The following is a 26,944-nucleotide window of genomic DNA, read 5'->3' as shown; positions in this document are numbered from 1 at the left end:
CCGGCTGACCGTCGAGTGCGGAACTTCCGCACTCGACGGTCAGCGGCCGTAACGACGGTTCCGCCGCGCGTAACTGCGGAGGGCCCGGAGGAAGTCGACCTCGCGGAAGGCGGGCCAGAAGGTGTCGCAGAAGTACAGCTCGGAGTAGGCGCTCTGCCAGACCAGGAAGTTGGACAGCCGTTGTTCCCCGCTGGTGCGGATGACCAGGTCGGGGTCGGGTTGCCCGGCGGTGTAGAGATGCCGGGACACGTCTTCCATGGTGATGGTGTCGGCGAGTTCGTTCAGGGTCCCGGCAGCGGCGTGTTCGGTCAGCAGGGCACGCAGCGCGTCGACGACCTCCTGGCGGCCGCCGTAGCCGATGGCCAGCGTGATGTGGTGGCCGGTGTCGCAGTCGCGGGTGACCTCGACAGCGTTCTTCAGCGCATGCGCGGTGGTGTCCGGCAGGGCGTCGAGAAGACCCGCGACGTGCACCTGCCACCCCGCGTCGGGCTGGGCGAGCTTGTCGGTGATGACCTGCTCGATCAGGTGCATCAGGTACGACACCTCGGCGTCGTCGCGGCGCGCGAGGTTCTCGGTCGAGCAGAGGTAGATCGTCACGTGCTTGACGCCCGCGCGCTCGCACCAGGACAGCACGGTCTCGACGTGTTCGGCCCCGCGCTTGTGCCCCATGCTGAGGTCGGCCATGCCCATCTGCCGAGCCCAGCGCCGGTTGCCGTCCATGATGATCCCGATGTGCCCCGGCAATTCGGCGCCCACGAGCTGTTTCCGCAGCCGGTGCGTGTAAATCCCGTAGATGATTCGCTGGACCGGACCAGGCAGCACGATGCGCACTCCGTTCGCCGTTGTTTCGCGCGGGTTCGCGCCCATAGTAGCCAACCCCGTTTCCCTTCCGCGGACACGGTTCCCCGCAGCGGAAACGCTGCCAGAATTGTCGGCGTAGGTCGGTTTTCGACTGTCTGGCGGGCCCGTTCTCCACAAAATTCTCAGGAAATGTTCGAACGACATCCAGAGGCTTCGGGGAAATGTCGCTGTCAGCGTCCGGGAGCCCGCGTTACTGCCTGGCACGCAACGACCGCGAGCGCGTAGGTTCTCGGCTGGAAGGCATGCGTCGCCGGGCTAGGAGGAGGAAGCCGTTGGACCTCGCGGAGCGGCTGGCAGTAGTCACGACGCTTTTCGAGGCCCACATAAAGACGCCATTCCCGGCAGGCTTCGATCTGGCGATGCTCGACGCGGACCTAGCCGGTTGTGTGTCCACATGGTTAGTGCAACAAGGTCACCTGGACGACCGGAGATGGAACATCCTCGCCGAATGCGAACAGGACCTCATTCGGGCCATCCCCGAATCGGCCGCCGACAGTCGCGTGTACTGCCAAAGGCTTCTGGACATGGCGGTATTGGTACTCGAGGCGGATTCCCCGTAGCGGCAGCGCTAGCCGACCAGCTGTCCGGCCCCAACCCGGTCGGTCACATCGCGGCACTCCCACTGGTGCCCGGCAGCAGCGGTGTCTTGGCTGGCGGTAGTTCAGTCCTCGGTGAGGTCTACGGAGGGCCAGCGGGTGAGGAACGCGCGGACGGCGACGTCGCAGCACTTTGGCAGGTGCCTGGCCAGCGGATATACCGCCGGCCAGGCACCCTTTGAGGTCTTCATCCCCGGTGCCGTCCGCCTATGGCAGGGCGCGGGTCCCGCGACGGCAAGCGCGCCCAGGATCAGCGACCCTTCTCGTCAGCCCACCACTTCTGCCCAGCCTCCGGCAGCGTCTGGATCGGGTCGTAGTACGGGTACCTCCGCTGCAACGCCTCCGGGTCCTCGTGCTCGATCCCGGTCCGGTAGTTCTTCGTCCAGTACGAAATCCCCAGATCCCGGTCGTACTCCGCCAGCTGGTGCACCCACCGCTTCCCAACATAGGGAACATCGCACACAATCCGCGGCGTGGCATACCCCGGCAGATACCCCATGATCGAATGCTGCAATTCCTGGGCTTCCCAAACGGCAACCCGCCAGTGTTCAGCATTCGGAATCATGTCGCACATATAAAAATAGTAAGGCAGAATATTGGCCTCACCCTGCAACGCAAAGCAAAGATCCAAAAGCGCAGCCGGAGTCGCATTGACCCCGCGCATCAACACGCCCTGGTTCCGCACATCCCGCACCCCGACCTGCAACGCCGTCCGCGCGGCCTCCGCCACCAGCGGCGTCACCGACTGCGCGTGGTTCACGTGCGTGTGGATAGCCAGGTTCACCCCGCGCGCCTGCGCCGTCAGCGCGACCCGCTGCAGGCCCTCCGTCACCTTGGGCTGCAGCCAGTGCTGCGGGAGCGCCGCGAGGGCCTTCGTCGCCAGGCGGATGTCGCGCACCGTCTCGATGTCCATCAGGCGCATCAGGAACGACTCCAGTTGCGGCCACGGCACGTTCGCCACGTCGCCGCCCGACACCACCACGTCCCGGACCCCCGGGGTGCGCTTCAGGTAGTCGATCATGGCGTCCTGGCGGTCCACCGGCTTGAGCGCGAGCTTGTGCTTCTCCACCTGCTCGGTCGAGTTGCCGACGAGGTCCATCCGGGTGCAGTGGCCGCAGTACTGCGGGCAGGTCGAGATCATCTCGGCCAGCACCTTCGTCGGGTAGCGGTGGGTGAGCCCCTCGACCACCCACATCTCGGCCTCGTGCAGGGAGTCGCGTTCGGCGTGCGGGTGGCTGGGCCACGCCGGGTGCCGGTCGCTGCGCACGGGAAGCATGTAGCGGCGGATCGGGTCGGCGTAGAACGCCTCGGTGACCTTCGCCGGGTCGGTGCCCGCGTGCGGGGCCATCGTGTTGATCATCTGCGGCGGCAGCAGCATCGACATCGTGGCCATCTCGCGCTGGTCGGCGACCAGGTCCTCGTAGAACCGGTCCTCCAGCAGATCGCCCATGAGGGCCCGCAGCTGCTTGACGTTGCGCACGCAGTGCACGCGCTGCCACTGGGCGTCCCGCCACTCTGCTTCGGTCACGTCGTGCCAGCCGGGGAAGCGGCGCCAGTCGGGTTCGGCCAACTCGGCGCGGACGTACTCGTACGGCTGGTCGAAGGCGGCGGCAGTCGGCACAGGTTCCTGGATCGCAGTCATCTGTACTCCTAGTCGTCGGGAACGCGTGAAAATATCCTGCCATAACGTTAGTCGACCGTAAATCTTTCTGCACGATGACCCGGTCTGCCCTGCTCGGGGGACCAGGCGGGAGACTCGGGGAGTGAACGACAGCACCACGCTCCTGCTCGGCGGCCGCGTCTACACCCCGTCCTCGCCCGACGCGACCGCGATGGCGGTTTCCGGCGGCACCGTGGTGTGGGTCGGCCAGGACGCGCCGGCCCGCGCGCTGCACCCGGACGCCGAGGTCGTCGACCTGGGCGGGGCGTTCGTCGCGCCGGCGTTCGTGGACGCGCACGTGCACGCCACCTCCACCGGCCTGCACCTGACCGGTCTCGACCTGACCGCCGTCCGCAGCTCCGCCGAACTCCTCGCCGCAGTGCGCGACGCCGTCGTTCCCGGGCAGGTCCTGCTCGCGCACGGCTGGGACGAGTCGTCCTGGACCGAGCAGCGGCTGCCGAGCCGCGCCGAGCTGGACGACGCCGCCGGGGACACGCCCGTCTACCTGAGCCGGGTCGACGTTCACTCCGCGCTGGTCTCGACCGCGCTCGCGAAACTCGCGCCGGGCGTCGAGTCCAAGGCGGGATGGTCCGCCGACGGCCCGCTCACCCGCGACGCCCACCACCTCGTCCGCGGAGCCGCCCGAGACGCGATCACCCGAGCGCAGCGGCAGGCAGCCCAGCGCGCGTTCCTGACGACGGCTGCCGCGCGCGGGATCGTTTCGGTGCACGAATGCGCGGGTCCGGACATCTCCGGCGAGGAAGACTTCGCCGACCTCCTCGCGCTGGCCGGCCCGACGCTGCCCGAGGTCGTCGGCTACTGGGGCCAGCTGAACGGCCTCGACACCGCCCGCCGCCTCGGCGCGCACGGCGTCGCCGGAGACCTTTTCGTGGACGGCGCGCTCGGCTCCCGCACCGCGGCCCTCACCTCGCCGTACTCCGACGAGCCCGGCACCTCCGGCTCCCTCTACGCCGACGCCGGGGTCATCGCCGACCATCTCGTGGCCTGCACCGAAGCCGGGCTGCAGGCGGGCTTCCACGTCATCGGCGACGCCGCCGTCGGCGAGGTGGTCGAGGGATTCCGGCTCGCCGAGAAGCAGGTCGGCCAGCGTCCCCTCGCCGCGCGGCACCACCGGGTCGAGCACCTGGAGATGGTCACCGCTGAGCAGGCGCGCGCACTCGCCGGCTGGGGCGTCGTCGCGTCCGTGCAGCCGCTCTTCGACGAAGCCTGGGGCGGCACTTCCGGCATGTACTCCGAACGGCTCGGCGACCGGGCCGCGGCGCTGAACCCGTTCGCGCAGCTGGCCGCTGAGGGAGTCGTGCTCGCCTTCGGCAGCGACGCCCCGGTGTGCGCGGTCGACCCGTGGGCTTCCGTACGCGCGGCCGTGCACCATCACACGCCCGAAGCGCGCCTGTCCGCCCGCGCCGCGTTCACCGCCCACACGCGCGCCGGACACCGCGCGGCGGGCGTCAACGACGGCGTGACCGGCAGCCTCGTCCCGGGCGCGCCCGCGCACTACGCGATCTGGGACGCGGCCGACCTCGTCGTCGCCACCGCCGACAGCCGAGTGCAGCGCTGGTCCACCGATCCGCGTTCGGGCGTGCCGCCGCTGCCGAGGCTGGAGCCGGGCACTGCGCTGCCGCGCTGCCTGCGCACGGTCCGCGGCGGCACGGTCATCTACGACGAGTTCACACCGGCCGCTTAGAGTTCCGGGTGTGGCAGTGAGCGTGGCGGACGCCGATTCGGGCGTTCCGCACAAGACCAAGCGAAAGCGGGCGTGGAAGCCCTGGCTGGCGCGCGTCGCGGCGACGGCGGCGACCGGCTACGGCTACTACCTCAGCTTCGCGCCGCGCCCGCTGTGGTGGCTGGCCCCGATCGCGTTCGCCGCGTTCGCGCTGCTCCTTCGCGGACGGTCGTTCCGCGGCGCGTTCGGCTTCGGCTTCGTGTTCGGCATGGCGTTCTTCGTGCCGCTGCTGGTGTGGCTGCAGGACTTCCTCGGCCGCGACTTCGGGCCGCTGCCGTGGCTGGCGCTGTCGTTCGCGCTGTCGCTCTACTTCGGACTCGCCGGATGGCTGATCCGGGTCGTGGCGCGGCTGCCGCTGGCGCCGCTCTGGGGCGCGCTGGTGTTCGTCGCGCTGGAGACGCCGCGCACGTGGTTCCCGTTCGGCGGATTCCCGTGGGGCCGGGTCGCGTTCAGCCAGCCCGAGGGCGCGTTCCTGTCGCTCGCGTCGGTCGGCGGCGCGCCGCTGGTCGGTTTCGCCGTCGTGCTCACCGGTTTCGGCCTCGCCGCCGTGCTCAGCAGGCTCTGGCGCACGCGCAAAGCCTGGGACCGCGCGCTGGTCTGGCCCGCCGTGTTCACCGTGCTTCCCGCCGCGGCCGGGCTCGCGGTGTGGCCGACGATCGGCACCGAGGCGCAGGACGGTTCGCTCACCGTCGGCTCCGTGCAGGGCAACGCGCCGGACATCGGCCTGGCTCTGCAGGGCCAGCGCGAGGTGCTGCGCGCCAACGCCCTCGCCGAGAGCGCGCGGCTGCTGCAGAAAGTCCAATCAGGACAGGCGCCGAAGCCGGATCTGCTGCTGTGGCCGGAAACCTCGACCCCGCTCGACGGCGACGACCCGGGCGTCGACCAGGTGGTGGCGGCCTTCGGGGCCCCGGCGATCATCGGCGCGCTCGTGCGCACCCCGGACGGGGCGGCGGAGAACTCCGCGGTCGTCTGGGACCCGAACACCGGGCCGGGCCAGCGGTACGTCAAACAGGATCTGGTGCCCTTCGGCGAGTACGTGCCCGCGCGCGCCGTCGCGCGGCTGGTGACGCCGTTCATCGACGACACCCGCGACATGCGTCCCGGCGACGGCTCCAACGCCGCCCTGTCGGTCGCGGGCACCAAGATCGGCGTGTTCATCTGCTACGAATCGGCCTTCGACGGTCCCGCTCGCGACGCGACCAACGCGGGCGGCGAACTGCTCGTCGTGCCGACCAACAACGCGTGGTACGGGCCGGGGGAGATGAGCTACCAGCAGCTGGCGATGGCGCGGCTGCGCGCGGTGGAGCACGGGCGCGCGGTGGTGGTGTCGGCGGTGTCCGGGGTGAGCGCGCTGGTCGCCCCGGACGGGACGATCACCAGCTCGACCGGGCTTTTCACGGCGGATGCCCTGGTCGGGCGCGTGCCGCTGCGCACGCAGACTACGCTGTCGGATCGAATCGGTGCGTGGACGGAGTACGGACTGCTGGCGTTGGCGATCGCGGGTGTCGCCGGCGGGTTCGTGCTCCGTTTTCGCACCCGGCGCGGCGAGGCAGCGACGGCCGCGAAGACGGGGACCACAGCAGGGGAAGCGGCGGGCTGACTCGCCGGATGCGGAGGAGACGGATGGCGCAGGCGCCGCGGGGGGCCGAAACGATCGAACCGGTGCTGGTGGTGATCCCGACCTACAACGAGCGGGACAACCTCGGCCCGGTGCTGGACCGGCTCCACAAGGCACTCCCGGACGTCGACGTGCTCGTCGTCGACGACGGCAGCCCGGACGGCACCGGCGAGCTGGCCGACGAGCGCGCGGCCGCGGACAAGCGGGTGCACGTGCTGCACCGCACCGCGAAGGAAGGCCTCGGCAAGGCCTACATCGCCGGGTTCCATTGGGGGATGGAGCGCGGCTACGCGACGTTCGTGGAGATGGACGCCGACGGTTCGCACGCGCCGGAGGACCTGCCGCGGCTGCTGGACGCGGTCGGCGACGCGGACCTGTCGATCGGGTCGCGGTACGTGCCCGGCGGCAGCACGGTGAACTGGCCGCTGCGCCGGACGCTGCTCTCGCGCGGGGCGAACCTGTACTCGCGGATCGCGCTGGGGATCAAGGTCGCGGACATGACCGCCGGGTTCCGCGCGTACCGGCGCCCGGTGCTGGAGAAGCTGGCGCTGAACGAGGTCGCCTCGCACGGCTACTGCTTCCAGATCGACCTCACGCGCCGCACCGCGGACGCCGGGTTCGACATCGTCGAGGTGCCGATCACCTTCACCGACCGGGAGATCGGCGTGTCGAAGATGAGCGGCGGCATCATGTCCGAGGCGTTCTTCCGGGTCGCGGAGTGGGGCGTGCAGCGCCGCCTGGCCCAGCTGAAGAAGCTGCTGGGCCGGGGCTGAGCGGCGGCTACTTCAGGACGCGGTAGGTGAGGTGTTCGGCGCCCGGCGTCGACACCGCACCGAGCGGCTCCAGCCGCACCGGCCCGGGATTTCCCTGGGGGAACAACGGGGTTCCGCCGCCGAGGACGATCGGCGCGAGGTGGATCCGCAGCACGTCCGCCAGTCCGGCGTACAGGACCTGCGACGCGATCGACCCGCCGCCCATCACGACGACGTCCTTGTCGCCCGAGGCCGCGCGCGCCTGCTCGACCGCCTGCTCGACGCCGTCGGTGACGAACCGGAACCGCTCGCCGAGGCGCACCTCGCGGGGCCGTGCGTGGGTGACGACGAAGACCGGCGGGGCGACGGTCTGGTCTTCGTCGTAGCCGTAGCCGATCTCGTCGTTCCAGCCCTGCGGCCCGTCGACGACGTCGAAGGTGCTGCGGCCCATCACCACGGCGCCGGTTTCGGTGAACGACCGGTGCAGGATTTCCGAATCGCGCGGCGTCGGCTCGGACACCCAGGCGTGCAGCGGTTCGCCGCCGGCGCCGAGACCGTGTTCGGGATCGGCTCCTGGCCCGGTGACGTAGCCGTCCAGCGACATCGAGATGTCCACGACCACCCGGCTCGTGCCCGGCTGCTCCGCGTCGCGCGCGAGTTCGCCGAGCCGGTCCATCGAATCGCGGATCCCGTGTTCCATCCCGCTCGCGACCATCGCGTCGCGGGCCTCGACGCTCGGGAACACCGACCGGGCCCGCAGCCGCGTCCGCCCGTCGAGTTCCTCGAAGATCAGGGTCTCCAGGCTGACCTGGCCGGGCGCGCCCTCGTACTCGAAGGTCTGGACAATCCGCTCGGCTCTCTCCACGGAATGGAAGACGCCGCGGAAGAGGTGCTCGCTGCCGTCGGTGTCGACATGCGCGTAGCGGTACGCCCCGCCGGAATGCGGGTCGAACTCGAGGAGCCGCATCTCGACGTCGCGCGGACCGAGCCAGCGCGTGATCAGGTCCGGGTCGGTGTAGGCGCGGAAGAGCCGCGCGGGCGTCGCGTCGAACTCGCGGACGACCTCGACGAACGGGCTGCCGGGCTGGGCGGTGATGGTGGTGGGGTTCATCGGTCCTGCTCCTTGGTTTCTTCGAGAAGGCTGTCGAGGCGGCGGAACTCGCGTTCGCGGGTGAGCCGGTAGGTGTCGATCCAGCTGGTCAGCTCTTCGAGAGCGGTGGCGTTGAGGTGGCACGGGCGGCGCTGGCCGTCGCGGCTGCGCGTGATGAGCCCGGCCGCCTCCAGCACCTGGACGTGCCGCGACACGGCTTGCTTCGTCACCGGGAACGGCTCGGCGAGTTCGTTCACCGTCGCTTCGCCGCGCGACAGCCGGGCGATCAGCGCGCGCCGGATCGGGTCGCCCAGCGCGGTGAAGGCCCGGTCCAGCCGTTCCTCGACGTTGTCAACGGACATCTTTATCAACCGATCTCTTTATCAAGCAGTACGTTGACAATAAGTCCGTTGCGGCACCGGGTCAAGGGGTCTGGCGGTCCGTGCGGGACCTCTGTGGGAATCTGGTTCCGATGCCAAGGGGCTTAAGGCGACATTGCCGGGGGCAGCCGAGGCGCGGTGCCCGCATCGACGGGTTGGTCGGGGTCGGCGGTCGCCGGGAGCGGCAGCAGGACGCTCCCGAAAGTCCTTGACCGGACGCCAAGTCCCCATGCCGGGCAACGTCAGCCGCGTCGATTCGGCTGGCCGACCGTCCACAAGAGACACAACAGCCGTCGAAACGCCCGCTTTCCGGCTACATATCGGTTTCTCAAGGTACGTGAGGGCCTCCCTGAGGGAATCAGATTCCCTCAGGGAGGCCCTCACGTACCGCCAGACGCCCGCCAGCACCCGCTGAGCACCTCCGAACTGGGCAGACCCGCCGACGCAACGCAGCCTGAAGTTCCTGACAGGGGATTCAGCTCTTGCGCACCGAGGTCGTCTCGGCGTCGACCGCCTCGCCGTTCGCGGCGACCGGCGCGAGCAGCGGGATCGGCTGCCCGGCGTTGTCGACCAGCACGGAGTGGTCTTCGCCGGGGGAGAAGGCGTGCCGCTCGCCCCACTGCCGGAGCGCGACGACGACGGTGAACAGGTCGCGTCCGGCCGGCGTGAGCGAGTAGACCTGCCGTTTGCCGGATTCCGCGGTCTGCCGGTCGAGGACGCCGCGTTCGACCAGGCGGCGCAGCCGGTCGGTGAGGATGTTGCGGGCGATGCCGGTGCGCTGCTGGAAGTCGGTGAACGCCCGCGCGCCGTCCATCGCGTCGCGGACGATCAGCAGGCTCCACCGATCGCCGACGAGGTCGAGGGTGCGGGCCACCGGACACGACGGGTCGGTCCAGGCCGTGGTGCCGTCCACGCTCGCGCGCCTCCTTGATGAGTTGCTCTTTGAAACCATTCTGCCGTACGGTGCGATTAGTTGCAATTCGCTACTGATTGGGGGACTCATGGGCCTGACCACGGGCCGCCGGACGGTGTTCGCCGCGGTGTGCGCGGTCGCCGTCGCGAGCATTTACGCCGCTCAGCCGGTGCTGGCCGAGATCGGCGCGGACCTGGGCGTGCCGGACGCCGGCCTGGGCTGGATCGTCGCCGCCGGACAGCTCGGCTACCTCGCCGGTCTCGCCGCGCTCGTCCCGCTGGGCGACCTCGTCGACCGGCGCACACTCATCGCCGCCCACCTGCTCCTGACCGCCGTCGGAGCCGGAGTGGCCGCAGTAGCAAGCCAAACCTGGCTGCTGCTGGCCGGCTTGGTGCTCGCGGGACTGTTCGCGGTGGTCGTGCAGACGACGGTCGCCTACGCCGCCGCACTGTCCACTCCGGACGAACGCGGCCGCACCCTCGGCGTCGTGACGTCCGGGGTCGTCATCGGCATTCTCGGTGCCCGCGTCGCCGCCGGAGCGCTGGCCGAACTGTGGGGGTGGCGCAGCGTCTATGTCGCATTCGCGGTGCTGCTGGTGACGCTCGCCGGTCTCGTGCTGAGGACGATGCCGCCGGATCCGCGCCGCGACGGCACGACGTACCGGCAGGTGCTGAGCTCGCTTGGCGGGCTGTTCCGGGAACCGCTGTTCCTCTCGCGGGGGTTGATCGCGTTCTTCCTGTTCGCGTCGTTCGGCGCGCTGTGGAGCGGTCTGTCGCTGCCGCTCGCCGCGGACCCGTGGAACCTGAGCACCGCGCAGATCGGCCTGTTCGGGCTGGTCGGCCTCGCAGGCGCGCTCGGCGCCGCCCGTGCCGGACGCTGGGCCGACCGGGGACGCGCGAGCCTGGTCACCGGCGGAGCGCTGGTACTGCTGGCGGTGTCCTGGCTCGCGGTCGGGCAGCCGTCGCTGTGGTTGCTGGGGCTGGGCGTGCTGGTGCTCGATTTCGCTGTGCAGGCGGTGCATGTCAGCAATCAGCACCTGCTCACCGCGGCGCATCCGGACCGCACCAGCAGCGTCATCGGCGGGTACATGATCTTCTACTCGCTCGGCTCCGCACTGGGCGCGACGGCGACGACTACCGCGTTCGCCGCGGCGGGCTGGACCGGCTCCGCCATGCTGGGCGCGGCGTTCGCCGGGTGCGCGTTCGCGGTGTGGGCCTGGTTCAGGGCCGATGCTCGGCGGCTGTCGACGCGAACGCCTTGACCAGCGCGGTCTCCCCGGCGCTGCGCCACATCAGCCCCCACCGGGCAGGCGGGGTGTCGCGGAAGGGCACGAACGCGATGCCCGGCCGGGCGAAGTACTCCGCGGCGTGCGCGGCGAGCGGGCAGATCCCTTCGCCCGCGCCGATGACCAGCAGAAGTTCCTGAAACGTGCGGTAGGCGCGCCCGCGGGCGATCGGAACGCCCGCGGGCGTCGTCCACGGCTCGGGCGGCTCCCGCCAGTAGGCGGGCGGCGGGTGCGCGGCGCGCAGGACCGTGTCGCGGCCGAGGTCCTCGAGCGTGACGAACTCCCGGCGCGCGAACGGATGCCCGGACGCGACGGCGAGCACCATCGGCTCGGTGTGCACGACCGGTCCCGTCGCGATCGCCGGCTCGGAGACCGGCAGCAGCACCACGGCCAGGTCGGCTTCGCCGGAACGAAGCGTGGCGAGCGGGTCCTCGAACGGCGCCTCGCTGATGTCGACCTCGCAGCCCGGATACCGGGCCCGGAAGGCGGCCGTGACGCCGGAGATCAGGTTCGCCACCGCCGGAGCCTCGAAGGCGAGCCGCAGGACGCCTTCGACACCGCGTCCCGCCGCGACCGCGCGCTCGATCCCGGCCAGCAGTTGCCGGTAGGCGGGCCGGATGTCGGCCTCCAGCGTGCGGCCGATCGGGGTCAGGGAGACCCGTCTGCTGGTGCGGTCGAACAACCGGGCCCCGATCCGGCGCTCCATCGTCTTGACCGACTGGCTGACCCGCGCCTGCGACACCCGCAGCCGTTCCGCGGTCCGGCCGAAGTGCAGTTCCTCGGCGAGCGCGAGGAAAACCTCGATGTCCCGGTGTTCCACCCGCGCCTCCGATCGATAACCCAGAGCTTATCAACCGATCCGGACTTCTCCGTTGTTCGCCCAGCTCAGCGGCGGAAAAGTAGACCTCGTCCAGCCCGCTCCACCCCGGAGGAACCGATGTCGCACCCCACCCTGATCCGCGCCGCCGAGGCCGAAGTCCTGTCGGACGCTCCCGGCAGCCTGATCGCCCTGCTGGCCGACTCCGGCGGCACCGGCAACCGGTTCACCGCCAACCGCGCCACCCTGGACGAGGGCGTCTTCGGCACGCCCGCGCACTTCCACACCCGCGCGACCGAGTTCTTCTACGTCCTCGGCGGCGCCCTGCAGGTCCTCGCAGGCGACGAACTCCACACCCTGGAAACCGGCGACTTCCTCGCGGTTCCGCCGACCGTCCCGCACGCTTTCGGCCCGGCCGCGGGCTCCGCGGCCGACGTCCTGGTGGTCTTCACCCCCGGGATGGACCGCTTCGGCTACTACCGGCTGCTCGACCGTGTCGCCCGCGGCGAGGCGGACCCGAAGGAGATCGCCGCTTCCGCCGAGCAGTACGACAACCACTACGTCGACAGCCCCCGGTGGCGGCAAGCCCGCGCCGACGCGGCGGCCTGATCCGCGCGGCGCGGACCGGCGAGACGCGTGCACCGCCGGAGAGGTGCCGCGGACGCGGAACGGCCCCCGCGGGGGGAGGTCGCGGGGGCCGTTCCTGTTCGGTGGTGGGAGCCAGCTACTGGCCGAGGCTCAAGCGGACCGGCTGGTCCGGCGTCCCTTGAGCTCGGCGAGACGTTCGTTCAGCAGGTCCTCGAGCTCGGGGATGGAGCGGCGCTCCAGCAGCATGTCCCAGTGGGTCCTGGGGGGCTTGACCTTTTTTTGCTCGGGCTGCCCGCCGTCGACGATCTCGGATTCGCTGCCGTGCAGGCGGCACTCCCACACCGTCGGGATCTCGGCGTCGTCGGAGAACGGCACCTCGAACTCGTGGTTCTTGGGGCAGGAGTAGCGCACGGTACGGCGCGGAGCGAGGTCGTGATTGCGGTCGGTCTCGTAGCTGACCGCTCCCAGCCGGCTTCCACGGAGAACACGGTCGGCCATAGTGGGATTCCTTTCAGTCAGCTCCGGGTGGAGCCAGGGTGATGCTCACCCTATGCAACGAACGAGGCGTCCGGGGGATTCCCGGCACGCCATGTCGCTGCTCACGATGAGCTGCGTCACCCGTGGTCTTCAGCTTCCTCCAGAGGGAGTCTTTTCGCCCTCTGACGTGACGCGGATACCGCCTTCTTAGTGCGGATATCCCCCAGTCGGGCTAGTTAGGTTAGCTCTAGGACAACCGTAACTGACCGTGCTGGGCAGCGGCGGGTCCCAGATCCCCCGAGCGGAAGTGGCGACGGCACAGTACCTGATAACGGACCGTGACCGTTTCGGCATCAGACCGTGCTGAAGCTGAAGGTTCAACTACGGAGTGTTCGGTATCTGCCACCACAACGGTGTCTCCGTCACGGAGAATCACGTCGTCGCGGACCCGCGCGTTGAACCGGCCGGGCAGCCCGCACCAGCAGAGCACCTCGACCTGGACCGGCTGGAGCTCGTCGGCGATCTCGAACAGCCGGCCGGCCCCGGGGAACAGCCTGCTGCGGAAATCGGTCGCGATGCCGAAGCAGTAGACGTCGATGCCCGCCTCGTCGGCGAGTTCGGCGAGCTGGTCGACCTGCGCGGGGGAGAGGAACTGCGCCTCGTCCACGATCACGTAGTCCACGTGCTGCCCGCTCGCCCACTGCTCGCGCACCAGATCCCGCAGGTCGGTGCCGGTCGCGACCTCGGTCGCGCGCCGCGCGATGCCGATCCGGCTGGTGATCTGCGGCGCGCCGGACCGGTCGTGGCGGACCAGGACGAGACCGCGCCTGCCCTGGCGCGCGTGGTTGTGGTCGATCTGCAGCGCGAGCGTCGACTTCCCGCAATCCATCGGGCCGTAGCAGAACTTCAGCCGTCCCCGGGCCGGACCGTTGCGCCGGGCCCCGGCGGGCGGGGCCGCGGAAAGCGCGTCGGTGGGGTCGTCGAGCACAACGTCGTCTGCAGCGGTCACGACGACCGACCCTATCTGGGCCTCACAGCACCTCCGGCGGACGGTTGCCGGCGGCCGCGATCGCGCGCCGCACCGGCACCAGCGCGACGAACACGAAGCCGAGCACGAAGAACACCACGAGCGCGATGATCGCCAGCCGGAACGAGCCGGTCGCCTGCCCGACGCCGGCGAACACCAGCGGCCCGAGCCACGACGTGCCCTTCTCGCCGACGACGTAGAGGGAGTAGTACTGCGCGTCCTTCCCGGCCGGGATCATCTGGCTGAACAGCGACCTGGCCAGCGCGTTCGTCCCGCCGAGCACGAGCCCGATGCCGATCGCGACGGCGAAGAACTGCAACGGCTGCCTCGGCTGCACGAAGTACGCCCCGCCCAGCACCACGACCCACAGCACGAGACTGACCAGGATCGTCCGCTTCGCGCCGAGGCGGCGCGCGAGCAGGCCGTGCAGGACGCCGCCCGCGTAGGCGAGGAACTGGATCACCAGGACCGTGACGATCAACACCTCGTCGGAGAACCGCAGCTCGTCCTTCCCGTACTGCGCCGAGACCGTGACGACGGTGTTGATCCCGTCCGCGAAGAGCAGGTAGCTGCCGAGGAAGGCGAGCGTGAGCGGATACGCCTTCGCCTCGCCGAGCGTCTGGCGCAGTTCGCGGAAACCGGCGCGCAGCACCGAGACGCCGCGCGCGGTCGCGGTCGGGACGTGGACGCGGGGGAGCCGGCGCAGGGTCGGGATGGTGAAGAGGGCCCACCAGATCCCCGAGGTCAGGAAGCAGATCCGCACCGCGAGGCCGGTGTCGATGCCGAGGGATTCGCGGCTGAGGTAGAAGGCGAGCTGCAGCGCGAGCGCGAGCCCGCCGCCGAGATAGCCGAACGCCCAGCCCTTCGCCGACACGTCGTCGCGCTCGTCCGGCGTCGCGATGTCCACCAGGAACGAGTAGTAGACGACCAGCGAACCGCCGTACCCGATGTTGGCGAGGATGAACAGCGCCGCGCCCAGCTGCCAGTCCGAACCGGCCATGAAGAACATCAGCGCCGACGCCACCGCGCCCAGCACCGCGAACCCGCCGAGGATCTTGCGCTTGTTGCGGCTGCGGTCGGCCACCGCGCCCGCGATCGGCAGCACCAGGACCTGCACGATCGTCGCGACGGACAGCAGGTAGCCCCACAGCGAACCGGCGGGGAAGTGGAGGCCGAACAGCGACACGTCGCAGTGGTTGAGCTTGTCGTCCGCCCCGGACACGTTGAGACAAGCCCTGTCCCCGTTAAGGGTGATGTTCTGCTTCGCGTCCGCGGCCGCGACGGTGCTCATGTACAGCGCCCCGAACACCGTCGTGACCGACGAATAGAACGGCGAGTTGGCCCAGTCGTAGAAGTACCAGCCCCACCGTTCCCGCTTGCTGTCCCGGGTCTCGGCCAGCGTCATCCACGACTCCTCGAATCGGTGCGAATCTCCAGGTCGCGCCGGACATTACTGCGGCGAGGGCGACCGGTACCGCCGAAGGGGGCAAACCGTGTCCGGTTCGTCGCTTCCGGTTTGCGCCACGCCGCGCGGCGGAACGCGCGACACGCCGGGCCGGGCGTGTCGCTGCCGGGATTTCCGGGCGTGTCATGTGAGACTGCTGAGCGTGGTGTGACTCTTGTGGTCGATGGGTCACGTGCTTAGTGTGCGTGGCATGACCAACCGCGTTCGCACTGCCAGACGGGCCGCCGCCAGAGCCTTGCTGCTCGTCGTCGCCGTCCTCGGCATGGAACTCGTCGTCACCGGCGCCGCCTCCGCGGACCCCGCCTCGGGCACCTGGGCCAAGCTCCGCATGTGCGAGTCGAGCGGCCGCTACTCGATCAACACCGGCAACGGCTACTACGGCGCCTACCAGTTCGACCTCCCCACCTGGCGCAGCGTCGGCGGCCAGGGCCGCCCCGACCAGGCCAGCCCCCGCGAGCAGGACTACCGCGCGCTCTACCTGTACCGGATGCGCGGCTGGCAGCCCTGGGAATGCGGCGGCATGCTCGGCCTGTCCAACGACGGCGACGCCCGCAGCAAGCGCGTTCCCTCCTGGGAAGAAGCCGCGTACATCGGCGGCGGCGGACTGCCGGCCCCGCCCGCGCCCAAGCCGCAGCCCGCCCCGCCGCCGGGACCGCCCGGCGCGACGCCCGCGTGGCCCGGTCTCGTCTACGCCTACGGCGACTGCGCGCCCGCGCTGCGCACGTTCCAGCTGCGGATGAACGCCTTCGGCTACGGCTTCACCGGCACCGGCTGCTACTACGACAAGACCCGCACCGCGGTGCTGGACCTGCAGCGCGCCAACGGCATCAACGACTCGGGCCGGCTGGGTCCGAAGACGTGGAAGGCCGCGTGGGAAGGCAAGGCTCCGCGCTGACCCGCCCCGCCGCCGCGTAGCGCGCGGCGAGCTGCCGGAACGCTTCCTTCAGTTCGGCCGGGCCGACGACCTCGACGTCGGCGTCGACCCGGCCGAACGAGGCGGCCAGCCCGCGCCACGACCAGGCGCCGAGGCTCACCCGGCACCGGTCCGGCCCGAGCGCCTCGATGACGCCGTCGGCCAGGTAGCTCGCCGCTTCCGTCGCCGGGAGCCGCAGGATCACCTCGCCGCGGCAGGGCCATTCGCCGGACAGATCCGTCCCGCGGAACCGCGCGGCCACGAACGCGGCGACATCGGACAGCCCGCGCTCGGCGAACTTCGGCCCCGTGGGCGTGCGCGGCGTGATCCGGTCCGCCCGGAAGATCCGCCAGTCCTCGCGATCGAGATCCCACGCGACCAGATACCAGCGCTGACCCCACGTGACGAGATGATGCGGCTCGACGCGCCGGGGCGGCGTATCCGTTGGCGCGTAATCGAACCGCAGCACCTCCCGGGCGCGCACGGCGGCGCTCAACGTGACGAGGGTGTGCGGATCCGCGCTGGGCGCCGGACGTTCGACGGCGGTGAAGCTCAAGGCGTCCACCCGGTGCCGAAGCCGCGCGGGCATCACCTGCCGCACGGTCTGCAACGCCCGCTTGGCCGCTTCCTCGGTCCCGGCCCCGGTCGCCGCCTGCAACGCGATCGCCAGCGCGACCGCCTGGTCGTCGTCGAACAGCAACGGCGGAAGCCGCGCACCGGCGTCGAGCCGGTAACCGCCGTCCGGCCCCTTCGTCGTGACGATCGGATAACCGAGCTCCCGCAACCGATCCACGTCCCGGCGCACCGTGCGCGGACTGACCTCCAGCCGCTCGGCCAGCAGCGCACCCGGCCAGTCCCGCCGAGCCTGAAGCAACGAGAGCAGCGACAACAGCCGCGCGGAGGTCTTCGGCACGTCCTCGATCCTGCCTGAAGCAGCGGTCAGCTCCTGTCCGCTACCTCCACGCACCCCGCTCCCGCAGCACCTCGCGCAGCAGGTCCGGCCGATCCGTGACGATCCCGTGCACGCCGAGGTCCAGCAGCGTCCGCATCTCGTCCGCGTCGTCGATCGTCCACGTGTGCACCTCGAACCCACGCCGCACCGCCGACTTCACGAACGCCTCGTCGACCACCTTCAACGGCCCCTGCCGCACCGGAACCTGCGCGAGCCAGCCCGCCGAGAACCGGCTGATCTGCAGCAGCGGCACCCAGCCGTTCGCCCACAGCAGGAACGCCGAGCGCGGCCCCATCGCGGTCAGCAGCTCCGGCCCGGCCAGCCGCCGCAGCCGAGCCAGCCGGGAGTCCGAAAAGGACGCCGCGGCGACCCGCCCGACCGCACCGGTTCGCTGCAGCGTCCGCACGAACGGGACCACCGCGCTGTCGGCCTTCACGTCGATGTTGAAAAACGCCTCCGGCAGCTCTTCGAGGAGATCCTCCAGCCGCGACAACGGCGCCCGCCCGTCGATCTTGACGTCCTTGAGCTGCGCCCACGTCTGGGTCGCGATCGCCCCGCGCCCGTCGGTCGTGCGGTCGAGCGTCGCGTCGTGATGGACGACCACCACCCCGTCCGACGTGGCGTGCACGTCGGTCTCGAGATAGCGGTACCCCTCGGCGGCCGCGCGCTGGAACGCCGGCAGCGAGTTCTCCAGCCCCTCGAGGTCGCCGATGTGCCAGCCGCGGTGGGCGAAGGCGCGGGGGAGCGAGTCGGCGAGGTACGGAAACGGTGGGCGCATGGTTCCAGTCTGCGCCATCGGTGTGGCCCCGTCGTGAGAACGTGATGGACAGCTAGAGTCCGGCGGGTGAGGGAACTGGCCGAACACGCCCTGACCGGCGACGAACGCGTCGTGCCGCGCCGCACGAACGCCCCGAAACACTGCGGCTGGTGCGGACGCCGCCTGCCCGAAGCAGGCAACGTCGGACGCCGCAGGCGCTACTGCGGGCAGTCCTGCCGCCAGCGCGCCTACGAACGCCGGACCGCCCTGCAGCGCAGCGGCCTGCCCGAGGACGCCGTCGTGCTGTCGGACACCGAGATCGCCGCCCTGCAGGACCGCCTCTTCCAGCTGCGCTGCGCCGCGGAGGACATCGTGACCGCTGCTCAAGACGGCGCGTCGGCGAGCGAGCTGCGACAGCTCGCCGAGGACATCGCCACAGCGGCGAAGGATCTCGAACAGCTCCGCTGATCTTGTTATTACGCAGAAAAATGCCTCCTGAACTGCTGACTATTTTCCGTTATGCCAATTGACACAAGTTCCGCTGGTGCTCTAGCGTTCCCGCCATGGACGAACCCCGAGGGCGAGGCAGGCCCCGCAAAAACCCCGCGGCCCCGGCCCGCTGGACGCCCCCGGAAGGCTGGTCGCGGCTCGTCGCCTGGATCTCCCCGGAGGAGAAGAAGGCACTGAAACACGTCGCCGTCGAAGCGGACGTGTCAGTGGCAGACCTCGTCCGGTCGCTGGCGAGCGGACTGGCCGAGGGCGTCATCAGCCACGAGGAACTGCTGGGGCACATCAGGAGAGGCAACCAAGTCATGGAGAAAATCCCCACGCTCTTCGAACGCGACGAGCGTTTCCAGGTGGTCGACCGGCCCCGCGCCGAATGCGCGTGGGTCTTCGACGGAGCCGGAGTGGGGACCGAGAAACTCGACGGCACCAACGTCCGCCTGACCGTCCGCTCCGGCCTCCTGGTCCGCGTCGAAAAGCGCCGAAACCCGAGCAAAACTCAGAAACAGCAAGGCATCGTCGACGGCTGGTACGTCGACACCGACGAAACGTCCGCCGACGACAAGTGGATCCTCGCCGCCGCGGGAAACACCGACGTCTCGCACTGGCCGGACGGCGAGCACCCGTGCGAGGCACTCGGACCGCGCATCCAGGGGAACCCGCTGGCGCTGCCGGACCACCTGTGCGTGCCGTTCGACTTCCAAGCGCCCACGGTGCTGGACGTCCCGCGCAGCTACCAGGGACTGCGCGAGTTCCTGACCACTTTGGACAGCAAATTCTCGCCGGGACACCTCGCGGAGGGGATCGTGTTCCACCACCCGGACGGGCGGAGGGCGAAGATCAAGCGCAAGGACTTTCCGCGGGGTGCGGCCGCGGCCTGAGCAGCTCGGGCAAGCTCCGGCGCGGTTGCCACTGACGGCTTGCGCGCAGGGGAGAACCGTCTTTCCGCAGCAGGACGCGCACGAACCGTCCAGCTCGACGTCACCGACGCGTGTCAGGCCATCCTTCGGACGTAAACCCGCTTCCGAGCGTGTTTGTCTCCGCTCCGTCCGGTGCGCTGGTTTCCGGCGCACCGGACGGACCTGCCGCTCCTCGACTTCCGGCGGGACAGTCGAGCCGCGTGAGAGAAAACATGGTTCAGGCGTGCCAGACACAGGGGAGTGACAGCCAATCTCCCCGCACCCCTGGCCCAAGCCAGCGCGGATCCACCTCGGCGCATCACCCGCATCGTTCGCGCAGCTACCTCCGAGGCGACCCCCGCGCCTGCCGGAAACCCGAGCTACTACTGCGGAAGTTCCGCCGCCTTCGCCAGGTTCTCCAGCGACGCCGACAGCTTCTCCGCCGTAATGGTGCGGGCGCGGGCGTTCCGCATCGCGTCGTCCGGGTCGAGGTTCGACCAGTCGTAGGTGTGCGTCACCTCCGTACGCGTCTCGCCGAGCGGGTTCAGTTCCCAGCGCCACAGATGCCCCGGAGGCTGCTTGCCCGGTTCCGACGGACGCCACGCCACCCGGCGCGCTTCCTCGAACTCCACGATGTGGTTCTCCCGGACCCAGCCGTTCGTGAGCGTCGTGGCGAACACGTCGCCGACCGCGTGGACGCGCTGGCCCGGCTTCGACTCGGCCAGGTTGTCGTTGCCGTCCCAGCTCGGCTGCTGCGACGGGTCGGCGATCAGCTCGAAAATCCGCTCGGCGGGGGCCTCGATCTCACGGCTGGCGCGCACGACGCGCGAGGGTTCGTCAGTCACGCGCTCATGCAATCACATCGGCCTCCCGCGCAGTGCCCTCTTGCGGAGCATCGTCCCGAGCCAATCCGTTGAGCGCCCGATAGGTCCGGTTGCTCGCGGCGGCCGCTCGCTGTTCGCGTCCGGTCGCTTCGATGTAGTTCTGGCTCGTCGCCAAGCTCGCGTGCCCCAGCAGCGACATGATCTCCGACGCGGTGGCACCGTCTTCGGCCAGCCGCGTGGCGAAGGTGTGCCGCAGAGCGTGCAGATTCGCGCCCGTCGGCACCCTGTCATGCAAGCCGGCCCATCGGTAGCACGACTTCACCAGGTACTCCAGCGCACCGCGGCCGATCGGTTCGCCCGCCCGGTCCCGCAGCAGCGGCTCGCTCGCCGGGAATCGCTGCCGGGGGAACCGCCGGCGACACGAAGCCTGATAGTCCTCGATCAGTTTCGCCATTGCCGGTTGCACCGGGATCGACCGGTCCCTGCTGCCCTTGCCGTGGACGTGCAACCGCAGTTCGCCATCTCGCCCGACCACCGACCGCGGCGTGAGCGCGCGCATCTCCGCTGCTCGCAGACCCGCGACCAGCCCCAACGCCAGGACCAGCACGTCTCGCTCGGGCCAAGGATCCCGCGCACGCCGGGCACCGTCGGCCGCCGCGGTGAGCAGCTGCTCGGGAGTTTCCTCGCCCCGCAACGGTTTCGGCGTGAGCGGGGGAGTCTTGGGCCGCGCGACCGCTCCCATGGGATTGCCGGGCAGCAGTCCGTCCGAGACGCAGAAGGTGAGGAACTGATTCCACGTCGACCACGCCCGCAGCACCGAGCTTTTCGCGTGGTTGTCGGCAAACGCGCCGAAGGCAGCCCGCAGCACCGGCGCTGTCAGCTCTTCGACGTCCACCTCGTCGCGCCCCAGCTCCGCCAGCAGGAGAGCGGTGATCCCGGCGAGGTCCCGCCGATAGGCGGCAGTGGTGTGCGGCGAGTCCTTGCGCGGCCGCCGTGCGGCGAAGAACGCTTGCTGTGCCTCGGAAACGAGCATAGTGATCTTGTACCGCACAGCACCGACAATTTCGACGCTATCCGTCGTCTGATATATGATGCATAATAGCGATTATGCATGAAACATGGCTGCGGGAGGGGTTCTGCCGGGCTTGAGAAGGGGCTGAATCCCCTTGGGGGACAGTGCTTTCCGATCGCTCCGTTAGAGCTCTGGAGCGCCCCGCGTGCTGCGGAATCTCGCTGTTGAGGCCGACTTCAGCGGCTTGACTGAGTCTGACATCGGACTGGATCCACGATGCGTTCATCTGGTCGAGTGGATCTTCAGGCTGCCTGAGCCAGTGTCGGCACGTTCGGAAAGTTGTTGTGCTCCAACCTCAATGTCCTGCCAGTCGTGCTTAATTCGTCACGGTGACGAATTAAGCACGACTGGGACGGCAGTTCCCGTCGGGGATCTCGGGTTGCTCTCTGGCGGACTCGCCTCGGGTCTGGCCGGAGAGCTCCGTCAGCGACGTGCGCTGAGGAGGCCGCTGAGCCAACGAGTTCCCGAACGCCGTGTCGATGCGTGCAGAGACAAGTCATATGGCCGCCAGAGCCCGCAGGAAACCTCTCCTCAACCTGCTGATCTGCAGGTCAGCGAAACGCCGATAATGTACATTATGTCAAGTAAGCGGTGAGACGGCGTCCGACGCCACTCGCCCGCCCGTACGCGCTCACCACACCAGCGGGCCGTTGATGTCCGTGTAGGTGCCGGTCGGTCCGCTGACGCCGATCTGCGCCATCCGGACGATGATCTCCGCACCTTGCTCGACCGGCTGTCCTCCGCGGCGTCCGTTGATGTCCGTCTGCGTGTAGCCAGGCTCGATGGCGTTGATGCGGATCCCGGGAAACGCCTTGGCGTACTGGACGGTCACCATGTTCACCGCGGCCTTCGACGCCGGGTATGCGACGCCGCGGTACGCGTACTGGTGTGTTGCCTCGTCCGTCATCCTGCCCAGCGATCCGAGCGCGCTGCTGACGTTCACCACCACTGGCGCGGACGATCGTTGCAGGAGAGGCAGAAACGCGTGCAACACCCGCACGACGCCGAAGACGTTGGTCTCGAACGTTTCCCGCATCAACTCGGCCGTGGTTTCCGCTGCTCCGACCGATTCCCCATCGCTCTTCAGTTCGACGGCGATGCCTGCGTTGTTGACGAGGACGTCCAGTCCCCCGTCCGCCTCGATGGTTTTCGCTGCGGCGAGGACCGATGCTTCGTCGGTGACGTCGAGCTGGACGGTTCGTGCGCCGAGTTCTTCCGCGGCTCGTTCGCCGCGGGCGGCGTCGCGGGCGCCGAGGTAGACGGTGTGTCCGGCAGCGACCAAGCGGCGGGCGGTTTCGTAGCCGAGTCCTTTGGTGGCACCGGTGATGAGCGTTGTCGTCATGGCGGCGAACGTATGTGCTGGAGCGCGGACCAGGTCAAGCGTCCGGTGGCAGGATGGGAAGATGCCGCTGCCTGAGCCGACGACGCACGACTGGTCCCGTGATCACGATCCTGACCACTTGCGGTTGATCCGGGACAACCCAGTGCGGTACGCGCCGACCGGAATGTGTCATCTGATCCTGGAGGTGCTCGCCTACGCCGCGGACGAGGCCGAGGATCGCGGTGCGGGCCGGGCGGTCGTCGAATTTCACTCGGACGGTTCGGTCTCCGTCTCGGACGACGGGCGCGGGACGCAGATGGCGGTAGACGACGACGGACGGCCGGTGCGGAAGCCGGTGATGGCGACGAAAGACTTCCGGTACTTCGATTCTCCGCCCGCCACTCCCCTCCCGGACGGGTATCCGCGGTACGGGATGTCGGTGGTCGCGGCGTTGAGCGAGTGGTTGGTGCACACGAATCGGCGGGCTGAGGGCGCGTGGACGCAGCGGTATCGCGACGGCGTTCCGGCGGACGAGCTGGTTGCGGTGCCGTCGGACGGGACGACCGGGACGACCGTGCGTTTCCTTCCGGCGGATGGGCTGGGCGGCGAGGTGTCGGCGGAGTCGGTGCGGCCGTTGGCGGAGCGGTTGAGCCGGGTGCTGGTGGTCGAGGTCTAGTCCACTCCCCTCGGCGGGCCTTGGCTGATGCGGCGCAAGGTGGGTTCGAGACGGTCGAGGTCGCTGGTGGTGATCAGCTGCCGTTCGTCCCACCAGGTCGCGCCGGCTTCGGCCAGCGGGGCGATGAGGTCTCGGGCTCGGGTCGGGTCGCCCGGGGAGGCGCCGCCGACGACGAACTCGAACTTCTCCCCCGCGCCGTGTTTTCGGGCGTAGGCCACGACGTCGCGGACGTCTTCCGCGGCCGGGGCGACGCCGTGGGTGGCGTTTTTGAACAGCGGGGCGACGCCGTCCCAGCGCGCGGCGCGGCGGACGGGCTTGCGGTTGGGCCACACGGCGGCCAGCCAGACCGGCGGGCGCGGTTGCTGGACGGTGGCGGGCCGGAGGGTGACGTCGCGGACTTGGTAGTGCTTGCCGTCGTGGTCGACGGGGTTTCCGGACCAGTAGCGGTCGAGGAGGCCGAGGCTTTCGTCGAGATGTTCGGCGAGGACGACCGGGTCGGTGGGTTCGCCGAAGCTGCCGAACTCGTCCTGGATCGGTCCGCCGAGGCCGGCGCCGAAGATGACGCGTCCGCCGCTGAGCGCGTCGAGGGTGGCGACCTGGCGGGCGAGGTGCTCGGGACGGCGGCGGGGCACCGCGGTGACGAGCGTGCCGATCTTGAGCGTGGAGGTCGCGAGCGCGGCCGCGGTCAGCAGCATCCAGGGATCGCCGAACGGCTGGCCGCGGCGGATTTCCTTGTCGTGGACCACGTGGTCCCAGAGGAACAGCGCGTCCCAGCCTTCTTGTTCGGCCGCTGCCGCCACTCTCGCCACGGTCCGGGCATCGGCGAAGTCGCCGAAGTTCGGGATGTTGATCGAGAACCGCATAACGGGCATGGTCCCGGCGGAAGTGCTGGCGGGGCAAGCGAATTTAGCCCGGTTCGGCGGGTGTTCGGGGTGGCAGGATCGTCGCCGTGCTGGGTTACGAGCGGGTCGGATCGCCGGACAGTCTCCTGGTGATCCTCAGGGGTCCGAGCGGCGCGGGGAAGTCATCCGTCGCGCACGCGGTGCGCAGAAGGCACGGGCGCGGGATGGCTGTGCTCGGGCAGGACGTCATGCGGCGAGAACTGCTGTGGGAGAAAAAGACCTCCCCGGCGGTCTGGCTCCGAGCTTCATCACGCACTCGGCGGGGTTTCTGCTCAATGCGGGCTCGCCGGTCATCGTCGAGGGCATCCTCAGCGCCGCCTCCTACGGTCCCGCGCTGAGGGAGCTGATCGCCGCACACCGAGGCCGGACGCTGGTGTATTTCCTGCAGGTGGAGCTGGCCGAGACGTTCGCTCGCCATGGCACCCGGCCTGAGGCGGCGCAGTTCACGACCGCCGACATGGCCTCGTGGTTCGAGCCTGACGATCGGCTCGGCGTCCCTGGCGAGGTCGTGATCCCGCAGGACTCTCCCCTCTCCGGCACCGTCGACCGGATCTGTCGCGACACCCGGATCCGAGACCGTTGACGCAAGTTGTGAATCGATGGTTCACTTCTTCCCGTGGCCTACCGCAGAACGCCCAAAGTCCAGGAGCGCCTCGACGCGCTCCGGGAGACCATCCTGGACGCGACAGTGCAGCAGCTCGCCGAACACGGGTACTCCGGTTGCTCGGTAGCCGCCGTCGCTGAGCGGGCCGGGGTCGCGGTCGGCACGGTGTACCGGCACTTCCCCACCAAGGCCGATCTGGTCGTGCGGGTCTTCCGGCAGGTCGTCTCGCGCGAGGTCGAGGCCGTGCGGTCCGCGGCGACGGGCCCGGCCGATCCGGTGGCTCGGGTCGTGGCGGTGTTCGAGACGTTCGCGTTGCGGGCGTTGAAGGCGCCGCGGCTGGCGTATGCCCTGTTGGCCGAGCCGGTGGACGCGGTGATCGACGCGGAGCGGCTCGAGTTCCGGCGGGTGTTCCGGGACGTCGTCGCCGAGCATGTCGCCGAAGGGGTCCGCGCCGGGGTGTTGCCCGCGCAGGACGCGGCGGTCAGTGCGGCGGCGTTGGTCGGCGCCGCGGCGGAGGTGTTGATCGGCCCGCTGACCAGCGGCGGGTCGGCGGAGGTCAGCGAGTTGAGCACGTTTGTCGTGCGGTCACTGGGAGGTTCGGATGCCCGCAACGCATGAGGTCGTCAATCAGGTTCCGCCGCTGGAGCACGACACCGCCGCCGATCCGGCGCTGGCGGAGGCGGTCGGGCGCACCGAGGCGGCGTGGGTGGTCGATGAGCTGCACGAGCTCGGGCGGCTCGCCGGCAGTGAGCAGGTGCAGGAGTGGAGCAGGCTGGTCAACGAGAACGAGCCGGTGCTGCGCACGCACGACCGGTTCGGGCACCGGATCGACGAGGTCGAGTTCCATCCGCATTGGCACGACCTGATGAACGTCGCGGTGTCGCACGGGCTGCAGGCCGCGCCGTGGCGGGACGAGCGGCCGGGGGCGCACGCGGCGCGGGCGGCGAAGTTCTATGTCTGGAGCCAGTCCGAGGCCGGGCACACCTGCCCGATTTCGATGACGTACGCGGCGGTTCCGGCGTTGCGCGCCAATCCTGAGCTGACCGAGAAGTACGAGCCGTTGCTGGCGTCGACCGAGTACGACTTCGGGTTGCGCGAGCCGGGCACGAAGCGCGGGCTGATCGCGGGCATGTCGATGACCGAGAAGCAGGGCGGTTCGGACGTCCGTGCCAACACCACCGCGGCGCGGCCCGCGGGCGACGGCAGCTATCGGCTGGTCGGGCACAAGTGGTTCACCAGCGCGCCGATGTCGGACATGTTCCTCACGCTCGCGCAGGCGCCCGGCGGGCTGTCCTGTTTCCTGCTCCCCCGGGTGCTCCCGGACGGCAGCCGGAACCCGATCCGGTTGCAGCGCTTGAAGGACAAGCTCGGCAACCGGTCGAACGCGTCGTCGGAGATCGAGTACGACGACGCGGTGGGCTGGCTTGTCGGAGAGGAGGGCCGCGGGGTCCGCACGATCATCGAGATGGTCAACAACACGCGGCTCGACTGCGCGCTCGGCAGTTCGTCGGGGATGCGGCTGGGCGCGGTCCGCGCGGTGCACCACGCGACGCACCGGTACGCGTTCGGCAAGGCGCTCGTGGACCAGCCGTTGATGGCGAACGTGCTGGCGGACCTGGTGATCGAGGCGGAAGCGGCGGTGGCGGCGTCGATGCGGCTCGCGGCCGCGGGCGACCGGCGCGACGACGAGCAGGAGCAGGCGTTCCGGCGGCTCGGGCTCGCGGTGACCAAGTACTGGGTGTGCAAGCGGGCGCCGATGCACGCGGCCGAGGCGCTGGAATGCTTTGGCGGCAACGGGTATGTCGAGGAGTCGGGCATGCCGCGGCTGTACCGGGAGGCCCCGCTGATGTCGATCTGGGAGGGGTCGGGCAACGTCGCGGCGCTGGACGCGTTGCGCGCGATGGGACGGCAGCCGGAGTCGGTGGCCGCGTTCTTCGCCGAGGTCGAGCAGGCCGCGGGCGGGGACGCGCGGCTCGACGACGCGGTCGACCGGCTCAAGAAGGATCTGTCCGATGTGGACGATCTGGAGTTCAGGGCGCGGCGGGTGGTCGAGTCGATGGCGTTGGTGCTGCAGGGTTCGCTGCTTGTGCGGCACGCGCCGCGCGCGGTGGCGGACGCGTTCTGCGGCACGCGGTTCGGCGGCGACTGGGGGCTGGCTTTCGGTACTTTGCCCGCTGGAACCGACACTTCCGCGATCATCGCCCGCGCTCGCGTCTAGTCCGCGTGTTTCGCCGGACGGGGCGCGGC

Annotated in this window: 28 protein-coding genes and 1 pseudogene; 14 read left to right on the top strand and 15 right to left on the bottom strand. The window is 69.8% G+C overall.

All coding sequences use genetic code 11. The annotated features are described in order from the left end of the window. Positions 1 to 39 precede the first annotated feature (39 nt). On the bottom strand, positions 40 to 867 hold the full coding sequence (gene uppS / locus PUT80_RS02410) for a polyprenyl diphosphate synthase (RefSeq protein WP_199817156.1): 828 nt from the start codon (positions 865 to 867) through the stop codon (positions 40 to 42). Positions 868 to 1,133: 266 nt separating this feature from the next. Between uppS and PUT80_RS02405 the strand changes: the two genes are divergently transcribed. Next, positions 1,134 to 1,421 (top strand): hypothetical protein, encoded by a 288-nt coding sequence (locus tag PUT80_RS02405; RefSeq protein WP_275290934.1) that lies wholly within the window; start codon positions 1,134 to 1,136, stop codon positions 1,419 to 1,421. 286 nt (positions 1,422 to 1,707) lie between these two features. Here the strand turns inward: PUT80_RS02405 and PUT80_RS02400 are convergent, their stop codons facing one another. Then, the gene (locus PUT80_RS02400) at positions 1,708 to 3,099 is read right to left on the bottom strand and encodes a lysine 2,3-aminomutase (RefSeq protein ID WP_275290933.1); all 1,392 of its coding nucleotides are present in this window, start codon (positions 3,097 to 3,099) and stop codon (positions 1,708 to 1,710) included. Positions 3,100 to 3,220: 121 nt separating this feature from the next. Between PUT80_RS02400 and PUT80_RS02395 the strand changes: the two genes are divergently transcribed. The 3 genes from PUT80_RS02395 to PUT80_RS02385 are packed head-to-tail and all read left to right on the top strand — an operon-like array spanning position 3,221 to position 7,252. After that, positions 3,221 to 4,822 carry an amidohydrolase gene (locus PUT80_RS02395; protein ID WP_275290932.1) on the top strand — a complete coding sequence of 534 codons (1,602 nt, stop codon included), beginning with the start codon at positions 3,221 to 3,223 and terminating at the stop codon, positions 4,820 to 4,822. A gap of 10 nt (positions 4,823 to 4,832) precedes the next feature. After that, positions 4,833 to 6,461: an apolipoprotein N-acyltransferase gene (lnt, locus tag PUT80_RS02390; RefSeq protein ID WP_275290931.1), complete on the top strand. Its 1,629-nt coding sequence runs from the start codon at positions 4,833 to 4,835 to the stop codon at positions 6,459 to 6,461. Positions 6,462 to 6,484: 23 nt separating this feature from the next. Continuing rightward, complete coding sequence (locus tag PUT80_RS02385) at positions 6,485 to 7,252, top strand: polyprenol monophosphomannose synthase (protein ID WP_037806192.1); 768 nt, start codon at positions 6,485 to 6,487, stop codon at positions 7,250 to 7,252. Between the two features lie 7 nt (positions 7,253 to 7,259). Here PUT80_RS02385 and PUT80_RS02380 read toward each other — a convergent pair whose 3' ends face one another. The 3 genes from PUT80_RS02380 to PUT80_RS02370 all read right to left on the bottom strand — a co-directional run bounded on the left by PUT80_RS02380 (position 7,260) and on the right by PUT80_RS02370 (position 9,653). Continuing rightward, positions 7,260 to 8,342 (bottom strand): SRPBCC domain-containing protein, encoded by a 1,083-nt coding sequence (locus PUT80_RS02380; RefSeq protein ID WP_275290930.1) that lies wholly within the window; start codon positions 8,340 to 8,342, stop codon positions 7,260 to 7,262. Next, a complete protein-coding gene (locus PUT80_RS02375) occupies positions 8,339 to 8,683 on the bottom strand; it encodes a metalloregulator ArsR/SmtB family transcription factor (protein WP_275290929.1) in 345 nt (114 codons plus the stop codon). The genes PUT80_RS02380 and PUT80_RS02375 overlap by 4 nt, the downstream gene beginning before the upstream one ends. Before the next feature lie 493 nt (positions 8,684 to 9,176). Beyond that, the gene (locus PUT80_RS02370; RefSeq protein ID WP_275290928.1) at positions 9,177 to 9,653 is read right to left on the bottom strand and encodes a helix-turn-helix domain-containing protein; all 477 of its coding nucleotides are present in this window, start codon (positions 9,651 to 9,653) and stop codon (positions 9,177 to 9,179) included. 49 nt (positions 9,654 to 9,702) lie between these two features. On the opposite strand from PUT80_RS02370, the gene PUT80_RS02365 reads away from it, so the two are divergent. Further along, positions 9,703 to 10,875: an MFS transporter gene (locus PUT80_RS02365; RefSeq protein WP_275290927.1), complete on the top strand. Its 1,173-nt coding sequence runs from the start codon at positions 9,703 to 9,705 to the stop codon at positions 10,873 to 10,875. Here PUT80_RS02365 and PUT80_RS02360 read toward each other — a convergent pair. Further along, positions 10,835 to 11,719, bottom strand: a complete 885-nt coding sequence (locus tag PUT80_RS02360; protein ID WP_275290926.1) for a LysR family transcriptional regulator — start codon at positions 11,717 to 11,719, stop codon at positions 10,835 to 10,837. The genes PUT80_RS02365 and PUT80_RS02360 overlap by 41 nt on opposite strands. Positions 11,720 to 11,836: 117 nt before the next feature. Between PUT80_RS02360 and PUT80_RS02355 the strand changes: the two genes are divergently transcribed. After that, positions 11,837 to 12,325, top strand: coding sequence for a cupin domain-containing protein (locus PUT80_RS02355; RefSeq protein WP_275290925.1), 489 nt, complete (start codon positions 11,837 to 11,839; stop codon positions 12,323 to 12,325). Positions 12,326 to 12,454: 129 nt separating this feature from the next. Here the strand turns inward: PUT80_RS02355 and PUT80_RS02350 are convergent, their stop codons facing one another. From PUT80_RS02350 to PUT80_RS02340, 3 genes are all read right to left on the bottom strand, one after another. Beyond that, complete coding sequence (locus PUT80_RS02350; protein ID WP_009078445.1) at positions 12,455 to 12,802, bottom strand: RNA polymerase-binding protein RbpA; 348 nt, start codon at positions 12,800 to 12,802, stop codon at positions 12,455 to 12,457. A gap of 226 nt (positions 12,803 to 13,028) precedes the next feature. Next, on the bottom strand, positions 13,029 to 13,790 hold the full coding sequence (locus PUT80_RS02345; RefSeq protein WP_037806185.1) for a thymidine kinase: 762 nt from the start codon (positions 13,788 to 13,790) through the stop codon (positions 13,029 to 13,031). Between the two features lie 22 nt (positions 13,791 to 13,812). After that, positions 13,813 to 15,213, bottom strand: a complete 1,401-nt coding sequence (locus PUT80_RS02340; protein ID WP_275290924.1) for an MFS transporter — start codon at positions 15,211 to 15,213, stop codon at positions 13,813 to 13,815. Between the two features lie 250 nt (positions 15,214 to 15,463). Between PUT80_RS02340 and PUT80_RS02335 the strand changes: the two genes are divergently transcribed. Beyond that, positions 15,464 to 16,168, top strand: a complete 705-nt coding sequence (locus PUT80_RS02335; protein WP_051728517.1) for a transglycosylase family protein — start codon at positions 15,464 to 15,466, stop codon at positions 16,166 to 16,168. Here PUT80_RS02335 and PUT80_RS02330 read toward each other — a convergent pair. Next, entirely contained in the window at positions 16,101 to 17,099 is a 999-nt protein-coding gene (locus PUT80_RS02330) for a YafY family protein (protein WP_275290923.1), read from the bottom strand. The genes PUT80_RS02335 and PUT80_RS02330 overlap by 68 nt on opposite strands. 40 nt (positions 17,100 to 17,139) lie before the next feature. After that, on the bottom strand, positions 17,140 to 17,916 hold the full coding sequence (locus PUT80_RS02325) for a glycerophosphodiester phosphodiesterase family protein (RefSeq protein ID WP_275290922.1): 777 nt from the start codon (positions 17,914 to 17,916) through the stop codon (positions 17,140 to 17,142). 75 nt (positions 17,917 to 17,991) lie between these two features. Between PUT80_RS02325 and PUT80_RS02320 the strand changes: the two genes are divergently transcribed. Both PUT80_RS02320 and PUT80_RS02315 read left to right on the top strand, forming a co-directional pair. Beyond that, positions 17,992 to 18,363, top strand: a complete 372-nt coding sequence (locus PUT80_RS02320) for a hypothetical protein (RefSeq protein ID WP_037806666.1) — start codon at positions 17,992 to 17,994, stop codon at positions 18,361 to 18,363. Between the two features lie 95 nt (positions 18,364 to 18,458). Further along, the gene (locus PUT80_RS02315; RefSeq protein ID WP_275290921.1) at positions 18,459 to 19,280 is read left to right on the top strand and encodes a hypothetical protein; all 822 of its coding nucleotides are present in this window, start codon (positions 18,459 to 18,461) and stop codon (positions 19,278 to 19,280) included. A gap of 401 nt (positions 19,281 to 19,681) precedes the next feature. Here the strand turns inward: PUT80_RS02315 and PUT80_RS02310 are convergent, their stop codons facing one another. The 3 genes from PUT80_RS02310 to PUT80_RS02300 all read right to left on the bottom strand — a co-directional run bounded on the left by PUT80_RS02310 (position 19,682) and on the right by PUT80_RS02300 (position 22,536). Beyond that, positions 19,682 to 20,143 carry an SRPBCC family protein gene (locus PUT80_RS02310; RefSeq protein WP_043838676.1) on the bottom strand — a complete coding sequence of 154 codons (462 nt, stop codon included), beginning with the start codon at positions 20,141 to 20,143 and terminating at the stop codon, positions 19,682 to 19,684. A 4-nt stretch (positions 20,144 to 20,147) separates the two neighbouring features. Further along, a complete protein-coding gene (locus tag PUT80_RS02305; protein WP_051173085.1) occupies positions 20,148 to 21,173 on the bottom strand; it encodes a tyrosine-type recombinase/integrase in 1,026 nt (341 codons plus the stop codon). A gap of 652 nt (positions 21,174 to 21,825) precedes the next feature. Next, positions 21,826 to 22,536 (bottom strand): SDR family NAD(P)-dependent oxidoreductase, encoded by a 711-nt coding sequence (locus tag PUT80_RS02300; protein WP_275290920.1) that lies wholly within the window; start codon positions 22,534 to 22,536, stop codon positions 21,826 to 21,828. 61 nt (positions 22,537 to 22,597) lie between these two features. On the opposite strand from PUT80_RS02300, the gene PUT80_RS02295 reads away from it, so the two are divergent. Then, positions 22,598 to 23,191: a hypothetical protein gene (locus PUT80_RS02295; protein WP_275290919.1), complete on the top strand. Its 594-nt coding sequence runs from the start codon at positions 22,598 to 22,600 to the stop codon at positions 23,189 to 23,191. Here the strand turns inward: PUT80_RS02295 and PUT80_RS02290 are convergent. Next, complete coding sequence (locus PUT80_RS02290; RefSeq protein WP_275290918.1) at positions 23,188 to 24,054, bottom strand: LLM class flavin-dependent oxidoreductase; 867 nt, start codon at positions 24,052 to 24,054, stop codon at positions 23,188 to 23,190. The genes PUT80_RS02295 and PUT80_RS02290 overlap by 4 nt on opposite strands. Before the next feature lie 86 nt (positions 24,055 to 24,140). Here PUT80_RS02290 and PUT80_RS46260 point away from each other — a divergent pair. The 4 genes and pseudogenes from PUT80_RS46260 to PUT80_RS02270 form a co-directional block, all read left to right on the top strand. Further along, a pseudogene (locus PUT80_RS46260) lies at positions 24,141 to 24,296 on the top strand (AAA family ATPase); the annotation flags it as partial. A 2-nt stretch (positions 24,297 to 24,298) separates the two neighbouring features. Then, positions 24,299 to 24,676, top strand: a complete 378-nt coding sequence (locus PUT80_RS02280) for a hypothetical protein (protein WP_275291100.1) — start codon at positions 24,299 to 24,301, stop codon at positions 24,674 to 24,676. Positions 24,677 to 24,709: 33 nt separating this feature from the next. After that, positions 24,710 to 25,315, top strand: coding sequence for a TetR/AcrR family transcriptional regulator (locus tag PUT80_RS02275; RefSeq protein WP_275290917.1), 606 nt, complete (start codon positions 24,710 to 24,712; stop codon positions 25,313 to 25,315). Continuing rightward, positions 25,299 to 26,915, top strand: a complete 1,617-nt coding sequence (locus PUT80_RS02270; protein ID WP_037806167.1) for an acyl-CoA dehydrogenase family protein — start codon at positions 25,299 to 25,301, stop codon at positions 26,913 to 26,915. The genes PUT80_RS02275 and PUT80_RS02270 overlap by 17 nt, the downstream gene beginning before the upstream one ends. Positions 26,916 to 26,944: the final 29 nt, after the last annotated feature.

This window comes from Amycolatopsis sp. La24, assembly GCF_029087445.1.
GTDB lineage: Bacteria > Actinomycetota > Actinomycetes > Mycobacteriales > Pseudonocardiaceae > Amycolatopsis > Amycolatopsis nivea.
Note: the sequence above shows the minus strand (reverse complement) of the source record. Positions and strands in the feature narration are given on the sequence as shown.

What these genes read in the sequence shown, in the direction of transcription:
- uppS (WP_199817156.1), bottom strand. Translation starts at nt 867, where the DNA reads ATGGGCGCGAACCCGCGCGAAACAACGGCGAACGGAGTGCGCATCGTG.
- PUT80_RS02400 (WP_275290933.1), bottom strand. Translation starts at nt 3,099, where the DNA reads ATGACTGCGATCCAGGAACCTGTGCCGACTGCCGCCGCCTTCGACCAG.
- PUT80_RS02385 (WP_037806192.1), top strand. Translation starts at nt 6,485, where the DNA reads ATGGCGCAGGCGCCGCGGGGGGCCGAAACGATCGAACCGGTGCTGGTG.
- PUT80_RS02380 (WP_275290930.1), bottom strand. Translation starts at nt 8,342, where the DNA reads ATGAACCCCACCACCATCACCGCCCAGCCCGGCAGCCCGTTCGTCGAG.
- PUT80_RS02375 (WP_275290929.1), bottom strand. Translation starts at nt 8,683, where the DNA reads ATGTCCGTTGACAACGTCGAGGAACGGCTGGACCGGGCCTTCACCGCG.
- PUT80_RS02370 (WP_275290928.1), bottom strand. Translation starts at nt 9,653, where the DNA reads ATGGTTTCAAAGAGCAACTCATCAAGGAGGCGCGCGAGCGTGGACGGC.
- PUT80_RS02365 (WP_275290927.1), top strand. Translation starts at nt 9,703, where the DNA reads ATGGGCCTGACCACGGGCCGCCGGACGGTGTTCGCCGCGGTGTGCGCG.
- PUT80_RS02355 (WP_275290925.1), top strand. Translation starts at nt 11,837, where the DNA reads ATGTCGCACCCCACCCTGATCCGCGCCGCCGAGGCCGAAGTCCTGTCG.
- PUT80_RS02350 (WP_009078445.1), bottom strand. Translation starts at nt 12,802, where the DNA reads ATGGCCGACCGTGTTCTCCGTGGAAGCCGGCTGGGAGCGGTCAGCTAC.
- PUT80_RS02340 (WP_275290924.1), bottom strand. Translation starts at nt 15,213, where the DNA reads ATGACGCTGGCCGAGACCCGGGACAGCAAGCGGGAACGGTGGGGCTGG.
- PUT80_RS02335 (WP_051728517.1), top strand. Translation starts at nt 15,464, where the DNA reads ATGACCAACCGCGTTCGCACTGCCAGACGGGCCGCCGCCAGAGCCTTG.
- PUT80_RS02325 (WP_275290922.1), bottom strand. Translation starts at nt 17,916, where the DNA reads ATGCGCCCACCGTTTCCGTACCTCGCCGACTCGCTCCCCCGCGCCTTC.
- PUT80_RS02315 (WP_275290921.1), top strand. Translation starts at nt 18,459, where the DNA reads ATGGACGAACCCCGAGGGCGAGGCAGGCCCCGCAAAAACCCCGCGGCC.
- PUT80_RS02300 (WP_275290920.1), bottom strand. Translation starts at nt 22,536, where the DNA reads ATGACGACAACGCTCATCACCGGTGCCACCAAAGGACTCGGCTACGAA.
- PUT80_RS02295 (WP_275290919.1), top strand. Translation starts at nt 22,598, where the DNA reads ATGCCGCTGCCTGAGCCGACGACGCACGACTGGTCCCGTGATCACGAT.
- PUT80_RS02290 (WP_275290918.1), bottom strand. Translation starts at nt 24,054, where the DNA reads ATGCGGTTCTCGATCAACATCCCGAACTTCGGCGACTTCGCCGATGCC.
- PUT80_RS02270 (WP_037806167.1), top strand. Translation starts at nt 25,299, where the DNA reads ATGCCCGCAACGCATGAGGTCGTCAATCAGGTTCCGCCGCTGGAGCAC.